Annotated in this window: 13 protein-coding genes and 1 tRNA gene; 5 read left to right on the top strand and 9 right to left on the bottom strand. The window is 56.3% G+C overall.

Features of this window, described 5'->3' with window-relative positions; all coding sequences use genetic code 11:
* Positions 1-12: 12 nt before the first annotated feature.
* Positions 13-1023: a permease gene (locus tag BSR28_RS08510; RefSeq protein WP_083563259.1), complete on the top strand. Its 1011-nt coding sequence runs from the start codon at positions 13-15 to the stop codon at positions 1021-1023.
* Positions 1024-1027: 4 nt separating this feature from the next.
* Here BSR28_RS08510 and BSR28_RS08505 read toward each other — a convergent pair whose 3' ends face one another.
* The 3 genes from BSR28_RS08505 to BSR28_RS08495 all read right to left on the bottom strand — a co-directional run bounded on the left by BSR28_RS08505 (position 1028) and on the right by BSR28_RS08495 (position 4611).
* The gene (locus BSR28_RS08505; RefSeq protein ID WP_073713944.1) at positions 1028-2521 is read right to left on the bottom strand and encodes a L,D-transpeptidase family protein; all 1494 of its coding nucleotides are present in this window, start codon (positions 2519-2521) and stop codon (positions 1028-1030) included.
* Between the two features lie 133 nt (positions 2522-2654).
* Positions 2655-3647, bottom strand: a complete 993-nt coding sequence (locus BSR28_RS08500) for an Fpg/Nei family DNA glycosylase (protein ID WP_073713943.1) — start codon at positions 3645-3647, stop codon at positions 2655-2657.
* Complete coding sequence (locus tag BSR28_RS08495; protein ID WP_198928954.1) at positions 3640-4611, bottom strand: 3-methyladenine DNA glycosylase; 972 nt, start codon at positions 4609-4611, stop codon at positions 3640-3642. Before BSR28_RS08495 ends, BSR28_RS08500 begins: the two co-directional genes overlap by 8 nt.
* 129 nt (positions 4612-4740) lie before the next feature.
* On the opposite strand from BSR28_RS08495, the gene BSR28_RS08490 reads away from it, so the two are divergent.
* Complete coding sequence (locus tag BSR28_RS08490) at positions 4741-5592, top strand: Cof-type HAD-IIB family hydrolase (protein WP_158020338.1); 852 nt, start codon at positions 4741-4743, stop codon at positions 5590-5592.
* Here BSR28_RS08490 and BSR28_RS08485 read toward each other — a convergent pair.
* On the bottom strand, positions 5589-6980 hold the full coding sequence (locus BSR28_RS08485) for an MFS transporter (RefSeq protein ID WP_073713941.1): 1392 nt from the start codon (positions 6978-6980) through the stop codon (positions 5589-5591). The two genes, BSR28_RS08490 and BSR28_RS08485, sit on opposite strands and share 4 nt — an antisense overlap.
* A gap of 197 nt (positions 6981-7177) precedes the next feature.
* On the opposite strand from BSR28_RS08485, the gene BSR28_RS08480 reads away from it, so the two are divergent.
* The gene (locus BSR28_RS08480; RefSeq protein ID WP_073713940.1) at positions 7178-8098 is read left to right on the top strand and encodes an ABC transporter ATP-binding protein; all 921 of its coding nucleotides are present in this window, start codon (positions 7178-7180) and stop codon (positions 8096-8098) included.
* Positions 8098-9315: an ABC transporter permease gene (locus BSR28_RS08475; RefSeq protein ID WP_073713939.1), complete on the top strand. Its 1218-nt coding sequence runs from the start codon at positions 8098-8100 to the stop codon at positions 9313-9315. Before BSR28_RS08480 ends, BSR28_RS08475 begins: the two co-directional genes overlap by 1 nt.
* Positions 9316-9402: 87 nt before the next feature.
* On the opposite strand, the gene BSR28_RS08470 is transcribed toward BSR28_RS08475, so the two are convergent.
* The 4 genes from BSR28_RS08470 to BSR28_RS08455 form a co-directional block, all read right to left on the bottom strand.
* A complete protein-coding gene (locus BSR28_RS08470; RefSeq protein ID WP_073713938.1) occupies positions 9403-10389 on the bottom strand; it encodes a D-alanyl-D-alanine carboxypeptidase family protein in 987 nt (328 codons plus the stop codon).
* A 106-nt stretch (positions 10390-10495) separates the two neighbouring features.
* Positions 10496-10572: transfer RNA gene (locus BSR28_RS08465), tRNA-Met, on the bottom strand.
* A gap of 234 nt (positions 10573-10806) precedes the next feature.
* Entirely contained in the window at positions 10807-12051 is a 1245-nt protein-coding gene (locus tag BSR28_RS08460; RefSeq protein WP_073713937.1) for an arginine deiminase, read from the bottom strand.
* A 9-nt stretch (positions 12052-12060) separates the two neighbouring features.
* Positions 12061-15366 (bottom strand): UPF0182 family membrane protein, encoded by a 3306-nt coding sequence (locus BSR28_RS08455; RefSeq protein ID WP_073713936.1) that lies wholly within the window; start codon positions 15364-15366, stop codon positions 12061-12063.
* Positions 15367-15472: 106 nt separating this feature from the next.
* Between BSR28_RS08455 and BSR28_RS08450 the strand changes: the two genes are divergently transcribed.
* A complete protein-coding gene (locus tag BSR28_RS08450) occupies positions 15473-16042 on the top strand; it encodes a PPA1309 family protein (RefSeq protein WP_073708777.1) in 570 nt (189 codons plus the stop codon).
* Positions 16043-16179: 137 nt separating this feature from the next.
* On the opposite strand, the gene BSR28_RS08445 is transcribed toward BSR28_RS08450, so the two are convergent.
* Positions 16180-17334: a YlbL family protein gene (locus BSR28_RS08445; protein WP_073708710.1), complete on the bottom strand. Its 1155-nt coding sequence runs from the start codon at positions 17332-17334 to the stop codon at positions 16180-16182.
* Positions 17335-17342 lie beyond the last annotated feature (8 nt).

Here is a 17342-nt window from a genome sequence, read left to right as displayed (position 1 = left end):
GGAGGATAAAAGATGAAGACTCCCCTGAAGAATCATTCCGTAAAGCATCAGAACGCCGTCTTTAGCCGTTCCTCCCTGGTGGCTATTGCGCTAATCCTAGGTCTAGCTGCGCTGCTTTGGCTGCGCCGGTTAACCGGTCCGCTTTGGGTTGCCGAGGGGCGTCTACAGGCCTGGCAGGTATTGTTCCTTTCGATCGTATTGCAGGCACTACCATTCCTAGTGTTGGGAAGTATTATTTCTGGCCTATTGGCGGCTTTCCTACCTACGGGTTGGGCACAGCGTTGGTTTAATACCCGTCCACTTTGGGGAGTACCAATTGCGGCGGCCAGTGGTTTTGCCCTACCCGCCTGCGAATGCGCGTCCGTTCCGGTAGCGTCCTCGCTCATGCGTAAGGGGGCAAGTCCGGCAGCAGCTCTGACTTTCTTGCTGGCAGCCCCGGCAGTTAATCCGGTCGTGATTGTTTCGACTGCGGTGGCCTTCAGGAACTATCCGATTATGGTTTGGGCTAGGCTAGGGGCCTCTTTTACCGCCGCGGTCCTGATAGGTTGGATCTGGTGGTGGAAGGGGCGCAACTACCCGCCTAAGCCCAGTAGTAGTGCCTGTGAGCTTCACCAGCACGAGGGTGGCTGGACCGAGTTCCGGCAGACCTTCGGACATGATTTCCTACAGGCGGGCGGTTTCTTAGTTTTCGGGGCGGCAGCAGCGGCCGCACTGAAAGTTTTTATCCCCCGCTCCCTGTACCTAGAGTTAAGCAATTGGCCGATCCTGATGATTCTTGTGATGGCTCTGCTGGCGGTTGGCCTGTCCCTGTGTTCGGAGGCGGATGCCTTCGTCGCGGCTGCTTTCACTCAGGTAAGCCCGACCGCCCAGTTAGTGTTCCTGACGGTCGGCCCGATGGTGGATATTAAGCTGATTGCGCTGCAGGTGGGTAGCTTCGGAGCTCGCTTTGCCGTGCGGTTTATGAGCCTCACGTTCTTAGTCTCTACCCTAGTAGCAGCGCTCTTTGGCTTTATCTGCTTCTAGAGGTTTATCGGTGTGAAACTACCTTGGTACCCATGGGGGCCCAGTGGTAGAACCACTTGGCGACATCTACCGGAAGGTTTACGCAGCCGTGGGAGCCACCGCGACCCGCGTGGCCGAAGTGTGAACGCCAAGGTGCACCGTGTAGGGCGTAGTCACCGTGGAAGTATAGAATCCAGGGTACACCGGGAGTGACGTAGTCGGGACCGCGCATGGTCTGGCTACGGACCTTGGCCCAAACCGGGAAGATGCCTTCAACGGTGGGGGTATCGGGCTTACCGTTAACCATGGCGATCGGGCCGTAAACGACCTTGGTGCCCTGGTAGGCGGTAGCGGTGTGACGGGTTAGGTTTACGTCAATCCACTTTTCACCTTCAGCGGGTGAATAAGGTAGTGCGGCCGCATTGGCGTTCCCGCCACCGTTGCTGGCTTCGGCCGGCTTCGGTTCAGGTTCGACCACCTTGTTAATGATTTCAGCGGGCAGTTCCTTGAACTTAACCTCTGCGTTGACCGGAGTGCTGTCGCGGAAGGCAGCTAGGACCTGCTTTTGCAGATCATCACGGTTTGCAACCTCACGACCGTCACGCTTTTCGCTGGGTTCACCAACTTTTTGACCGTCAGCCAAAATCTTTTGGACACCATTACGCGGGGTAACGTGAAGTTCCGAAGCGATCTTGTCGACCCACTGAGTAACGGCTTCATCCTTTAGGACTAGCTTAAAGCCGCCTTCATTCTGGGGCTCGATGTTGAAGAAGTCTTTGCGGTCTAGCGGGTCCGGAGCGAAGCTACGATTGGCACCAACTAGGACGACCTCAGTGTTGAACTGCTTGTTGGCAGAATCAGCTAGTGCCTGAGCGGTCTGAGTGTTGAAGCTGGGTTCTTTCTTCGTAATTTCAACGTCGAGGTTGACGCCCTTGAGTTGCTGGGCGGCAGTTTCGATGGGCTTGACTAGTTTTTCGGTATCGGGGCGTTCACCGGGGACGGCAGGCTTAACTTCGAAACCGGTAGCGTCCTCTTTCAGGTTTACTTCCGCCGGCTTGCCCTTTAGCGCGTCTTCACCCAGCTTTTCGTTGAGGAAAGCCTGGAGTTTTTCCTGGTTGATCTTGACCGGGGTTGGAATCTGCTGTTTCTTCCACGGGGTGAGGTAGCGATTCCATGAGGACTTGGTAACCGCATTTTGTGCCACTGCGGCACTGTCTAGGGTTACCCCTAGGTCCGCATAGTTAGCCTTAATGACCTTATCTTTTAGCTTGAGTTCTGCGGGTAGAGCAGCGAATTTCTGGTTCAGGTCGGCAGAAATCTGCGCGGCCTTTTGACCCGAGACGCTGACTCCGGCGATGCTGGTTCCGGGTAGGGCGCGATCATGGTAGTACCAGCCGTAGGTACCGGCGCCAGCTCCAACACCAACTAGTGCTAGGAGCGCGACAACCCAGGGCCACCGGCGGCGGCGGGGCTCGTCGTCCTCGTTAAGTACAGCCAAGGTCTCTTCGTTAATGGTCACAGCCTCATCCTTGTTACGTATAGAAAACCAGAGACGATTCTATCGGTCTTCGTAAACGTTTTCTACGGACGCACCAAGAAATCCAGCATAAACGTGGGACGGTTAACGCTTTTCAGCACTCGTTCTAGCACAATCAGCGCTGACAGCCCGGACAGTAGAAGAGTTTTCGGGCCTGCATAACTTCCATTTTTACGGTGGAACCGCACTTGAGGCACGCTTGTCCGTCTCTTTGGTACACGTAGAACCGCTCTTCCCTCTCGGGCACTTCTTGACCAACTAGTCGGGTCGGTTCCGCCTGTTCCAATAGTTCCAGTTCGGGTAGTCGCGTATAGATCAGTCCCATATCAAAGCCGTCAGCTAGCCCGGCAACTAGGTCTTTCCAGAGCTGCCGCAGGCGCTTTTCGGAGACTTTTTGGCCGGGTCGCCAAGGGTTGATCCCGGTTCTGAAGAGGCATTCGGCGCGGTAGATATTTCCGGGGCCGGCTACCACGGACTGGTCCATTACGAGCTGCCCGATGGGGCTCTTTTTGGCGCGTACTAGTTTGACGAAACGGTCTTCGTCTCCGGGTTCGTTTCGGAGCGGGTCGGGTCCTAGCCGGTTGATGATGGCTTGCCGTCCTTCGGGGTCTAGGATCTGGCATTTGGTGGGGCCGGAAAGGTCTGCCAGTAGGTAGTCGTTCGCTAGCCGGAGGCGGACTTGGCCTTTGGGTTCGGGCCACTGCCAGTTTTCTTCGTGAGCGTTCGGTTCTGCTTTGGGGGACGAGGACGCTGGGTCACCTGCGGTGCCCGTGGTGCGTTGGTCCTCCCCTACCGTGACGCGGGGTGCGCCGATTACCGGGGGTAGTTTGGCGGCCTGCCGGGGGTCGGCTTGGAAGGTCCAGGAGCCGTAGAGTCCTAGGTGGACGTGCAGGTAGCGTTGGTCTTCCTCGAAGGGTACGAAGAGGTGTTTACCCCAGGCGTGGGCGGGGGCTAGGCGTTGGCCGTCCATGAGTGCGGCCCCGGCGGCGAATCTTCCCTGGGGGCTGGAGGCGTGTACGGGCGCTACTTTCCCGTGGGGTTCCTTGGGTTCAGCGAAGGCTAGTGTGAGGGCTTTTGCGACTCGGTGGATTGAGTGTCCTTCAGGCATTTATTTCCTTTGCTTCCTGCATTTGGGGATGAGTGCTGGGGTGGTATCCGGCGGCAGTGAGCGCGTCGATTAGCGCCTGTCTTAGCGGCCGGCCGGTTTCGGTGAATTGGCGTTGCTGGGCAATGTACTGGGCTTTGCCTTCGACGGTTTCGATCTTAACTGGGGCTAGGCCTAGGCCAGAGCAGTCGTAGGGAGAGGCAGCCATGTCTAGGGTTCGTACTTCGAGGGCGAACTCGAAGCAGTCTAGAAGCAGTTCGGTCGACACTAGGGGGCCTAGCTTTAGGGCGTAACGCAGCAGGTCCATGTTTTGGTGTAGGCAGCCGGGCTGTTCTAGGGCCAGCATGCTGGGAGCGCTACCGTCTGGTTGGTGTTGGTTGAAGGGCCGGGCTTCTGGGGTGAAGAAGCGGAAGGCGTCGAAGTGGGTGCAGCGGATGGGTAGGCTGCTGGTTAGTTGGTCGGCTCCTTGCGCGCCAAGGCGCAGTGGTAGGTCATGTCGGGGTTTTCCTTGGTAGACCATGGCCCATTCGTGTAGTCCCAGGCAACCGTAGAAGCCTTCCCGATTGGCGACGGTACTGAGCAGGTCGATGATGAACTGTCCGCCTCTACCTCGTTGTTCGACCCAGCTTTGGACGTCTAGAGTGACAGCGGGTCCCGCGGGGGTTTCAACTTGATGGTAGAAGCGTTTTTGGCCTAGTTGTTCCCAAAACTCATATGCTGCTTGCGAGTCCGAGTCGGCTTGGGTGGGAGCTAATAGGGCGAGTCCGATTCCGGGGTGCCATTGGGTTAGGTGCCGGGGTTTGATCCCGTAGTATTCGAAGAGGAAATCTGAGATGGGTTCGACCTGACTGCGCGCGGCCCGGTAGCGGCGTCCCGCACCTAGGGATTCCCCGCGTTTTATTTGGGTACGCCACTGAGGGACCCAGCTTTGGGCGGGCAGTACTTGTAGGTCTTCCAGTTTTTCCACGCTTTCTATTGTGCCCGCCGGTGGGCGAAAATGCCGTCTTCCCTGCTATGTTTGAGGCTAGTACAACAAGCTTTGGTAATGGGTGTGAACTCTTTACCGGTTTTCTTCTAGGTGCGCATGGAGGTCCTAGTGGCAGTGCCCGATACTTTCTCAATTCCTGCAGATAAGCCAGAGGTAAAACTGGTTTTGGTTGATTTGGATGGGACGCTGCTTGATACCCAATCACATCCCACGCCGCAGAATCTGGCGGCGCTAAGGGCCCTTTCTGAACGCGGCATTACCTGTGGGATCGCTTCCGGGCGCGACGTTTATTCGATTGAAAAACTGGTCGATTCTTGGGGTGCTCACGACATCATTGACCTGGTGGTGGGACAGAACGGTTCTGAGGTGCATCAGGTTTCCACCGGCGAGCTCAAAACCGGCTACCTGGTGGATCCTGAGGTGTTCCGCCGGGTGATTGACCATTTTGCTGATTTTGACCTGAACTTCTGCATTGCCCAGAAAGGGATTTATCAGTGCTACCGTGATGACCGCTTCGTGGTCAATCTAGAGAAGATTGGTCGCTTTGAAGTGGGTGTGGACCCAGAGTTTAAGCAACTACTACAGTCCCCGCAGGCCAAGCTGCACATCATGTGCGAACCGTCCCTGATGCCCCAGGTCATTGAACGGGCCGCCTCACTAAACGAACCGGAAGTACAGGGAGTCCGGACGGGCCCCTACCTGTTTGAGTTCCAGCACCCGAAGGTTTCTAAAGCCGTGGGGATCGAACTGGCTCGGGAACTTTTAGGACTGCCCTCTGAGGCTGCCGTAATGGCTTTTGGCGATGCCGAAAATGACCTAGAAATGATTGCTGCAGCCACCGTGGGTGTGGCCATGGCGAACGCCTGCCCCGCCGTTAAAGAGGTCGCTAACTACCAGACCCTAGACAATAACCAGTCCGGGGTGGCAGTGTTCCTTAACCAGTGGTTTGGTTTGGACTAAGCCTGCTGGGATTCCCAGAGGACGTACTTTTCAGAGCGGCGGATCCGCAGCGTCAATAGTAGAGTTGCCACCAATGAAATAAATACAAAGCAGGCGGCCATTAGGACTACCCAGCCAATGCCGGCGCGCGATAGGATCCAGCCACCGGTGAAGGCTCCCCCGCCGATTCCAAAGTTAAAGCAGGCATTGTAAATGGCCGCCAAGAGGTCACGGTGCTTAGTGGGGGAAATATTCAGCAGACGCATTACAAAGAATGAGGGAATGAAGGCGGCTGCGGCGTTCCACAGTAGAATCCAGAAGATTCCCAAAGAGGTGGGGAAGGGAATCATCCAGAGCATTCCCAGAGAGAAAACGACGATCGCCATCATGGCGACCAGCATGCGGTTCCCGAAGCGTTCGAACATTCGACCGGATGTCAAGGAAGACCCAAAACCCAGTAGACCAGCGGCCAACAGGACCAATGCTAGGTATTTCAGGCTGACGCCCACCTGCTGGTTAATGATCACCGAAATATAGGTGTAGGCGGTGTACTGACCAATGACGTACAGGGCCACCGTGAAGCACAAGCCCAGGGCGGCCGCGAATGACTGGCGGCGAATCAGTACTCGCGGACGATTTACGCGCACGCTAGGCAGCGCTTCGGCGGCACCAAGGACCGGTTCTTGACGGTTTTCCGAGGGTGCTACCGCCTCAGCACTTAGACCTTCAGTAGGTGCGCCCGCGTCAACGCAATTGGCGCGTTCTTGAGCCTGCCGCGCTTCCTCGTCACGCGCATCACCACCGGTACCAACCAGGGGAAGCAGGCGGTAAAGGAAGACTAGGAGGATCGCTAGGCCCACCCCAATGCCAGCAAGGGAGGTGCGCCAACCGAACTGCTGGCCCATCCAAGTTGAAAGCGGAACACCCAAAATGAAGGCAATCGAACCACCCACAGAAGTGTAAACAACCGCCCGCGGGATCAGGTTGGGCGCCACCAGGTAGGCCGGGTAGGCGCTAATAATCGCCCAGAACAGGCCGTGGGCAATACCGGTGAAAATACGCGCCCCCATTACCGTCCAATAGGTCGGGGCTATCACAGTCAAAAACGTGCCGATTAGATAGGTTATGATCACCATCCGCAAAAGACGGGTGCGGTCGATATTGCGCGTTAAGTGAGTGAGCGGGATACAGGTGACTACCACGGTGAAAGCGTAGCCGGACATGAGGTAACCAGCATAAGATTCTGAAACCCCAAGATCCTTTGAGATCAACTGCAGAACCCCGGCGGGTAGCATCTCGGCGGTGATCACCAAGAAGGTAGCGCCAGCTAGGGTAAGTAGCTGCGGGATCGGCAGACGGGTGGCAGGTGCAGGTGGAGTCATTAGTACCTCGGTCGAAGAATTGAACATTTCAGTATATCGCTTTTCAGGGTGAGCGGTACACCTTTGTGTTAGCCAAGTATTGGGGAGTTAAGCCTCTCTTTGGGGCGTTGCGAATAGCCCACCAACACGTGACCGGACACACAAGTAGGTCTTTAGGCATGCTAAGATTATTCGAAGTATCCGCGCTTGGATACCGACCATTGGCCTCCTTTCGAAAGGGAAGAATGCTAAAGATCAATCAGTTAACCAAGACCTTCGGGAGTCTCAAAGCTGTCAACGAACTCAGCTTCGAAGTCCCCGATGGCGAAATCGTCGGATTCGTTGGCTCCAACGGTGCCGGCAAGTCCACCACCATGCGCATTAGCATGGGGGTCCTCTCCCCCACTAGTGGCAGCGTCACTTGGAATGGCCAACCGATCGACCGGAGCGTTCAACGCCTCTTCGGCTATATGCCTGAAGAACGCGGCCTCTACCCGAAGATGAAGGTCGGCGAACAGCTAAACTACCTAGCCCGCCTACACGGCCTCGATGCTCCTTCCGCTAAGCAGGCAGTTGATTTTTGGACTGAGACCCTAGGGGTCAAGAAGCGGATCAACGATGAGGTTCAGAAGCTTTCCCTGGGTAATCAGCAGCGCGTGCAGCTGGCCGCGGCCCTAGTTTTTAGCCCTGAAATGCTGATCCTTGACGAGCCCTTCTCTGGTCTTGACCCGGTAGCGGTCGAGGTTATGTCTGAGGTCCTTTTGGAACAGTCCAAGGCGGGTATCGCTACCCTGTTCTCTTCCCACCAGTTGGACTTGGTGGAACGCCTGTGCGACCGAGTAGTCATTATTCGTGAGGGCCAATTGATCACCAACGACACGGTGCAAAACATTAAGTCCCAAGGAACCCACGAGTTCCAGCTCTCCGTAGTGGCCCCGGAGGCCGAGGTGGCCGCGCTAGCTGACCGCGTTGGCGGGCAGGTATCCGCAGGCGAGGCAAGTGGCGAATCACTGCTACGTTGGGATGGTTCCGACAGTCAAGGCGTCCTGTCCTCTGCCCTACAGTTGGGACAAGTACAGAACTTTGGTCCGCTTGTGCCCACACTGACCGAACTATTTAGAGAAGTCGTAGCCGCCCCTACTGCTGAAGAGACGGAGGCCAAGTGATGAAAAAGCAAACTCAGATGAGCCGCTGGCAGGAAATCTCACTGGTTTCTGGCCGTGAACTAAAGGTCACCCTGTTCAAGAAAGCCACCATTATTTCAACCCTCTTGATGATGGTTTTGGCGATTGGTGGCGTGCTGGCCATGCACTTCATTGGCACCGGAAACTCCAAGCTAGTCGTCGGCATCGATGACCCGGCCAAGATTCCTGCGATTTCTCAGATTAAATCACTGGATGAGGATCAGGACCCGGTAGAGGTCGTCACAATGGACCGCGCTGCCGCAGAGAAAGACCTGAAGGATGGCGATTCCCTAGATGTCTACGTGGATACCTCTAAGACCCCGATTGAGGTCTTGGGTTGGCGTAGTGTTCCCAGTGGATTCATTTCTCAGTTGAGCACGCTTAGCGCCCAGCAGGCTCTTGATAAAGAAATCAAGGATCTGGGTGGCGACCCCCAGGGTGTTGCCCAGAAGCTGGCAGAAGCCCAACCTAAGGCGGTAATTCTAAAGAACCTAGAGGAGCCAAATTCGGGCGGAACGGCAGCGACCTTTGGGATTTCCTTCGTCGTTCTAATCCTGCTATTCATTCTGATTCTGAGTGGTGGCCAGATGGTTGCCATGAGTGTGGTTGAAGAGAAGGTTTCTAGGATTGTGGAAATCCTTTTGGCCACCGTGCGCCCCTCTTCCCTGCTAACGGGCAAGATCTTGGGCACGGGTTTGGCTTCAATCCTTTCCACTGGGGCGGTGATCTTGTCTGGGGTGATTACCGCTGCGATCGTTGGCGATCTGAGCTCCATGCAGTTCAATTTCGGTATGACGTTAGCAATTTCTCTGATCTGGCTGGTCGTGGGCTTCCTGACCTTCGCGGTCCTCTATGCGGCCGTCGGCGCTACCGTTTCACGCCAGGAAGACCTAGGCCAAGCTATTATGCCGCTGCTCTTCCTAATCATGATTCCCTACTTCGTGGGCGTTTCCGTTCTGCCGGCCAATCCGGAATCCACGATGATTCGCTGGATGTCTTACGTGCCCTTCTTTGGCCCGTTCTTGGCCCCGGCGCGTTATGCTCTGGGGGTCGCAACCACCATGGATACGGTGCTTTCCCTAGCGATCGGCATTCTGTTCTGCCCGCTCGCGATCTGGGTCAGTGCCCGCATCTACAAGGGCGCGATCTTGCGGACGGGTGCCCGAGTCAAACTCAAGGACGCCTGGAAAAACAACTAATCTGTGGGTGCTCACCTAAGGCGACAGCCCTAAGGTGACTTTCCCTTTGGCCGAGGGCGCGTGGTTTAGTTACTGCGCGTCCTCGGCTTATTTTAGGTGCGCAGCCCTAAGGAGCGCGTTCGTATCCCGGTAGCGGTTTTCGTCAGTGTCAGAACTTAGAATCACGGTCAGGTACTTGCGATTATGGTGCTGGTAGAGGCCCACAAGGTTCGTTAGGTCCTCTAGGGAGCCGGTCTTCACCCCCGCAAAGTTGGGATCGTAGAAGGGGCTTTTCGGCTTGAGGAACAGGTTCGTGGTTTTCATCGTGAGTTCTTTACCGTCGGGCTGTAAGAGCACCTGCTCGCTGGTGGAAACTATCTGGGCCAGGAGGGGATTTTCTAGGGTCAACATGGCGATCTTCGCGGCTTCATTAGCCGTCGTATAAGAGCCGGGTTCAAAGCCGCAGGGCTCATGAATGTAGGTGTGTTTGAATCCCTGCTGGGCCAGGTGCTCATGCATCTTCTCTAGGAAGAAATCGATCTGTTCTTGAGGACTACCCTGTTGGCCCATCTTTCGGGCAGCACCCGCGGCTAACGCATAGGCGGCATCAGAGCCCGAGGGGATCAAAGCAGCGCGGGCTAACTGCCGGGCCGAATAACGTCCCTTGATTAGCTGCGCCCTAGAGGTGTGTTCGGGAACCAGCGCTAGTTCATCCCCCACGGCCACGGAATCTAAGGGCTCTAGGATCGTCATCGCATACTGGGTGACAAAGAGTTTTGCCAGTGAGGCGGGTGGGAGTTTCGTGTCCCCACCCTTGGCCATGAGCGGGTGGCTGGGATCCTCAAGGTTGATCAAGAGTGCCGCTTTGGCGTTTAGATCAGGTTCCGTGTAGTTCTCTTCGACTGCGGTTTGGTTAAACTGCCATCTTTGGCCTAGGACTACCTGGTTGACAAAGAAGAAGCCCAAGATGACTAGGATGAAAGCGACGAAGGCCGCGAAGATACGCACCCAGTGACGTGTCCGACTGGAGGCTAGGACCTTTTGTTGGACGGGTCGTGGATTTTGGCGTGGCCGCTGCTGAGGTTCCCCGTTCATGGATTAATCTTTCCAAACCGGGACTGAAGAAACAAGCATTTCCGGGCTGTTTTTGGGCAAACAAAAACGGAACTGAACGATTAATCGTTTCAGTTCCGTTTTATCTTGGTAGCGGGGGCAGGATTTGAACCTACGACCTCCGGGTTATGAGCCCGGCGAGCTACCGAACTGCTCCACCCCGCGTCAACGTCCTCTAGCTTACGGCCCCTGAGGGTCAGAAGCAAGTCTTAGGACGGTGCCATTGCTCACGATTGCCCATAAAACCGCCATTTTCGGGGTGACACCCAGGCAAAGCGTCAGCTCTTTAAACCAACCTTGAGGACCTATCACTGGGGCCTAGAAGGCTGTTCTTAGTCCACCATGGGCAACAGGCAGAAAGCGAAAGCTGCTAGTTAGTCAGAAAGCGAAAGCTGCTAGTTAGAGGGCTTCGCGATCAACCGGGCAGGACATACAACGCGGGCCACCACGGCCACGACCCAGCTCAGCACCAGGAACGGCAATAACCTCAATCCCCTGGCTTTCTAGGTAGGCATTAGCCTGCTCGTTACGTTCGTAGGCCAGTACCTTACCGGGCGCTAGGGCAAGCAGGTTACAGGCGTCATTCCACTGGTCGCGTTCAGCGGTCAACGGGTCTACCTCATTGACCAATACCTTAATGGCATCCAAGCCTAGGGCTTTAGCGATGACGTCGTACATGCCCGGGCCATCATCAGTGGTCTCTTCCAGCTGCCCGTTGGCCCCGGAACGCATGGTAATGGACGGTACCTTCCCCAGACCCTGGTAGGCTAAGAAAGTTCCTTCATCAGCCATGGTCATGACGGTATCGAGGTGCATGAACGCTCTAGAAATGGGCAGTTTAAGGGCGATAACGGTCTTTGCGGCTCCCTGGTTGAACAGGCTGCGAGCTAGATTTCGGACGCCATCAAGGCCCGTGCGTTCAGAGACGCCCACCATCACGGCACCATTTCCAATAATGCAAATGTCACCTCCCTCAATACTATGTTCCAGATCGCTGAACTCAGGGTTCTCTGGTTGGGCTAGGAAGGCTTCCGTATCCCAGCGTTTGAAATCCTGTCCGGCAAACTCCGGGTGATAGGTGTAGAGGGTGTGCAGGTTGATCGATTCACGTCGCCGGGCCGGCATCCGCATTAGGTTCACGCTCACCCCGCCGTAGGCCCAAGCGGAAGCGTCGCGGGCAAAGAGGTGGTTGGGCAGGCAAGGAAGGACCATGCCACCTCGGGAAGCAACCCGTTCGGGAAGTTTTTGTCCCACTAGTTCCTCATACTCAGATTCCGTGACGCCGGCAATCAGCAATTCTGCCAAGTCAGCACCAGAGAGTTCAGAGGCGTGATCCCGAAGCGGAACCAAGATTTCTGGGTCCACAAAGGCTGGAGCAAATGAGTGTTCAAGAATGAAGTCTCTACCCTCAGGATTTTCTAGAGCCTCCCCTAGCAGGTGCTCGAAATGCAGCACCCGCACCCCGTTAGCGGCCATCGCCCCGACGAAGCGATCATGCTCCTGTCGGGCGCGATTGAGCCACAAGACATCATCGAATAGTAAGTCTTCCTTGTTGGACGGTGAGAGCCTGGTGAACTCTTTCCCCGGACGGTGCACGATGACCGTCTTGAGACGTCCAACCTCAGAAGCGACTTGAAAACTCACGATTTTCCTTTACTTGTTTGCTTCCTGCAGTTTGACAGCTTCTTCCAAAGCCTGCTGCAGGCGCTTTTGTGCTTCGCCATAGCGGGCCCAGTCGCCCGCCTTCATGGCCTGTTGTGATTCCTCCATGGCCTGTCGGGCATTCTCTAGAGCCTGCTTTAGGTCACCAGAAGGTGCCGCGGGCGCTGCCGGCGGGGTTACCGGTTTAGCCGGGGCCTCAACGGAACCGGGGGCCTCAACGGAAGCGCTAGGTTCAGAAGCCGGCGGGGCGTCCTCGCTCAAGGAAGGCTTCTTACCGGCAATAGCTTCATCGCCGGTAGCCGCACCTGCGTCGCCACCAAAGACCTGGTCTAGGGCCTCAGCTAGGGTCGGGGCGAAGCCCACCTTTTCACCGAAGGAAACTAGCACCGAACGCAAGAGCGGGAAAGCCGTACCCTGTGAAGACTTAACGTAAACCGGCTGCACGTAGAGCAGGCCACCACCGACCGGAAGGGTCAAGAGGTTACCGCGGATAACCTGCGAACCACGCTGGTTCATCAGGTTAAGTTCCTTAGAGACCTGCGGCTTGGAGGAAAGGTTCGACTGAACCTGACCGGGGCCGGGAACCGTAGTTGAAGACGGCAGGGCCATAATGCGCAACTTACCGAAGCCTTCACGAATCTTGCCGGGTTGATCACCGGTCTCAGAGTCAACCGCAATGTAGCCGGCCATGGCTTCACGCTTTGAAGAACCACCCGGGACGTAGACGGAGGACAGTGAGAACTGTGCCTTGTCCTGGCCAGGCATCTTAAGCGTCAAGTAGTACGGTGGCTGCGAGGTAGCGTCGCCACCATCAACCGTGGGGTCGCCGGGGATACGCCAGCGGTCGCCACCGGTGTAGTAGTCCTTCGCGTCAGTGACGTGGTAGGTAGCCAGTAGGTGACGCTGTAGTTTGAACAGGTCCTCCGGGTAGCGGAGGTGAGCCATTAGGTCACCAGAGATCTCAGTGGTCGGCTTGACCTTACCGGGGAAGACACCCATCCAGGCCTTCAGGATCGGATCGGACTGATCCCACTGGTAGAGCGTGACCTTACCGTCGTAAGCATCAACTACGGCCTTCACGGAGTTACGGATGTAGTTCACGCGTGAACGGGGGCTGTACAAGCCGGTGTTCCCGGTGGTCGAGTCCTGGGTTACCCGATCGATTTCCGTGTGCTGTGCATACGGGTAGTTATCGGTCGTGGTGTAGGCATCCAAGATCCAAACTAGTCGCTTAGGGGTCTTGGGATCGCCGTCCATATCGACCACTGCCGGGTAGGCTTTACGTTCCAAGGTCAGGTACGGGGCCACGGCGGCCACGCGATCCTCGGGAGTACGGGTGTAAAGAATCTGCGACTTGGGGTTGACCTGGTCAGAGAAGAAGAGGTCAGTGGAACGGAACTTAATGGAGTACAGAAGCTTGTTCCAGAAGTTACCCACGGACGGGCCACCGTCACCCTGGTAAGTGGTCTTTACCTGGCCGCCCTCGGCCTTATCATCCGGGTAGTCAAGTTCCTGGCCGTTCTTACCATCACTCTTCGGTCCACCCACAATGGAGTATTCCGGCATGGAACGACCGAAGTAAACCCGCGGCTCATAGTCGCCAAGGAAGCCCACGGACGGGATGGAGCTTTCAGAGAAGTCCGGGCGGCCGTCCGCGTTCGCGGTATTACCGTAAGCGGCTACGACACCGAAACCGTGGGTGTAAACCGTGTGGTCGTTAACCCAGTTACGCTGTTCGGGGGCTAGGCCGGCCTGGTTTAGTTCACGGACGGCAATCACGGTATCGCGTAGTTGGCCGTCAATGTTGTAGCGGTCAACCGAGAGCTGGTCATCGAAACCGTAGTAGAGGCGGTTTTGCTGAACCTGGGTGAAGGTCGGGGAAACCACGTTCGGGTCCAGAAGACGAATCTGGGCGGTGGATTCAGAGTCCTTACGCAGCTGCCCGGCACTGGCGGTAGTTACCGCGTCCGAGGTCGTGTAGTCGACATTGTCCATCCCGTAGGCTTTCAGGGTGGCGTCGATATTGTGCTGAATGTAGGGGGATTCTAGCTCTTGCGCGTTAGGGACAACCTTGAACTGCTGGATTAGAGCCGGGTAAGCAGAGCCCACCACTAGCTGGGAGACAATCAGTACCGCCAAAGCCGCGGTTGGTAGTTTCCAGGTATCGCGGAAGGCAGCTAGCACGAACATTGCGGCCACAATCACGCAGGTGATCGCGAGGATCGACTGGGCCGGCAGCTGAGCTGAGATTTCCCGGTACATACCACCGTCAACGCCCAGAGCTGTGTCATTAACCTGGGCTAGTAGTGCGTAGCGACGGACCCACATACGGGCGCCGTAAATCAGGGCTAGTACCGCGGCGGTTAGCCCCAGTTGGATGCGGGTAATCTTGAGGACACGCCACTTGGGGAAAAGCTGAATGCCACCGTATAGGTAGTGGATTACGGTGCCGGCAATTAGGCCCACGATTAGTAGTTGGGAGAGGAACTGCAGGACTAGCTGCAAGACCGGCAGGGTGAAGACGAAGAAGGAAATGTTATAGCCGAAGATCGGATCGACATCCGGGAAGGGGCTAGAGTGCCACCAGAGTAGGACTTCCCGCCAATTCGCCATCAAGCTCAAGCCGGTGGTGGCACCGAAAACGATCGGTAGCACAATGAAGATGAGCTTCCGGCTATTTTCTAGGCCTTCCCGGTAGGACTTCATATTGGGATTTAGGGCAATCCCCTTATTTACCAAAGCCCGGTATGAGAAGGTCAGGTAGAGCCACAAAACCAGTGCCTGCAAAACGGTTCCCAAGAGGAATAGTCCGCCCATGACTAGGATGCGCGTCCAGAAGACCGAAGCGTAACCAATCTGGTTGTACCAGAGGACATCGGTCCAGATCCCGGAGACGCCGTAGATGAAGCCGCCCGTTAAGAGGACGATCAGCAGCACGATGGTGCCCGGGTGCTTAAGGATGGGTTTCATTGATCCGAAAGAAAATCCGGGGCCTTGGGGGCCTCGAGGACCGCGCGGGCCGCCCATGCCGAAGCCACCGAAACCGCGACCATTACCGTTACCAGAACCTCCTGATCCACGGTTGCCATCCTCCTGATCGCGCTGATTGCCGGCGCCCCCTAGGGTGCCGAATAGGGCGCTTAGATCGAAGGGGAAGGCTCCGTTAGCGTCGGACGAGCGGCCGTTTTCTGCGCGCTCTTCGCCCTCCTTTGGGTCTTCCGGGCGTCCGCCCGAGGACTCAGGTTGCTTCTTTGGATCCTCGTCTTCAGGGATCCCAGACCAAGAGTTATTGAACACGTGTCGCCTTTCGGTTCGGTGAACGGTGTCCTTATATGGTGACTGAAAAACCTCAAAACGTCTATCTCAGTCAACAAAGCGAAATATTTTTGGGACAATGGTTTTCATGGATATTGAAGCACTTGGGGTAGATCCCCAGGCTGTCGCGCTTGCGCTGGCAGTGAAAGAGATTGAAAAAGAAGCCTCCCGCAACGGTTGGGACCACGCCCCGACCGTCTATGCCCTGGTCCCCTCAAAAGACCTTTTAGAAGACCCACAATTGCCCGAAGGCTACCGGGATTACCTAGAGCCTCAACTAGCCGCTAATCCCGCTCACCTGACCGCGGTCATTCAGGAAGACCTCTCCAGTGCCGACGTCATGGAAACCCTAGGTTATCTAGCTTGGCCCGAACAGGTTGCCGGCATGGCTGTCACCTTGGAACGCGTCTCCGTTCCGCCCGAGGTAGAAGCCCAAGCCCCCGAAGATGCCGAGGAAGCTGCCCGCTTCTTTGCCGAGCACCCCGACCGCGACGAGGTCCGTATCTGCGCCGGCGTACTACGCACGGGGCAGCAGTGGTGCGCACTGCGGGCTCGTTCGCACGACGATGACGACTCAGTCGTAGAAAGCTCAGATCTGATTCCTGATCTGACCGCCGCCCTCCTAGCCACCTTCGAACCCGAAGGACCCGAAGCCTAGCCAGCCGGGCATGAACCCGGCGCGTCTGCCAGCCAAAAATCTAAGGTAGGCGTGGAAATAGTTTGGGCCACTCCCCGGCGGGAGTGGCCCAAACTATTTACGCTCGAAAAGGTGCGCTAGCGCCCTCGGCAAGGAAACTATTCTGCCGGACAGGTGGGCAGATCATCGGTCTTACCCTGGTTAATAGACTCTAGGTTATTGATCGCCATCTTGAAATCATCAGTGCGAACAATCTGAATCCCGGAAGGCAGACGGTGGCCAGATAGGTCCTTACAGTTCTCATTAGGAATCAGGAAGAACTTAGCCCCGTCACGCTTAGCACCATAAATCTTCTGCACTACCCCACCGATGGGGCCGACCTCACCGTCCGGGGCGATCGTACCCGTACCGGCTACCGAACCAATGCCAGAGAGTTCATTACCCTTAATGCGTTCATAGATCGCCAAGGCGAAAATGGTACCGGCGGACGGGCCGCCAATGTTTTCGGAAACATTGATCTTGATGTCCATGGGGAACTCGAACTTGGTGCCGATATAAACCCCGAAGCGCGAACCAGACTTACCGTCATCACGAGGTAGCGTCTTTACCTCTACTTCTTTATTCTCACCCTTGTCGGTTTCTAGGCCCACGGTAACTACCGTGCCACCGGGCGTATTGTTAAGGAAGCGGTATAGTTCCGCGGTTGAATCCACGTTTTCGCTGCGCTCCCCCGCTTTCAGGTGACGAATAATATCGCCGGGTTCCATTTTCCCGATCGCGTCAGAGTTTTTGGCGACGCCGGCGACGCGAATCTCAGACTTGAATTTGATGCCCGCGGCAGTCAGGGCGGCGGCTTTCGCATTGTCCATGGAGCTTTCCATGTATTGACGCTGAATTTTGGTTTCTTCGGCGCCAGAGATCTGCTCTGGGAACATTTTTTCGTAGGGCTCGATCTTCATCGAGTTACTGAAGTATGCCTGGAGCATTTCGATCCCGGTAACGTTACGGTTCCCGGGGCCGCCACGTAGGCTGACAGTAACCATCCGGAGTTTGCCTTCCTTTGGGCCGGGCTCATGGCCGGGGACCTGAACGAAGGGGACACCGTTTTCTACTGCCAGGACGTTGAGGGTCGGGCCGGGTGATTCAATGACGTATGGGTAGTGTTTGATAAATCCAAACCAAGCGCCTAGGCCCACCACGAGGGCGGTGACCAGCAGTGTGGGCAGGCCCTTACCGCGGCGCTTGCGTCGCTTGGGGGCGGCTCCAATGGGCTGGTAGCCGAAGACTTGAGTTTCGTTTACGGGATCTTTCATTCTCCCAT

Source organism: Boudabousia liubingyangii, from assembly GCF_001907245.1.
Lineage (GTDB): Bacteria > Actinomycetota > Actinomycetes > Actinomycetales > Actinomycetaceae > Boudabousia > Boudabousia liubingyangii.
Note: the sequence above shows the minus strand (reverse complement) of the source record. Positions and strands in the feature narration are given on the sequence as shown.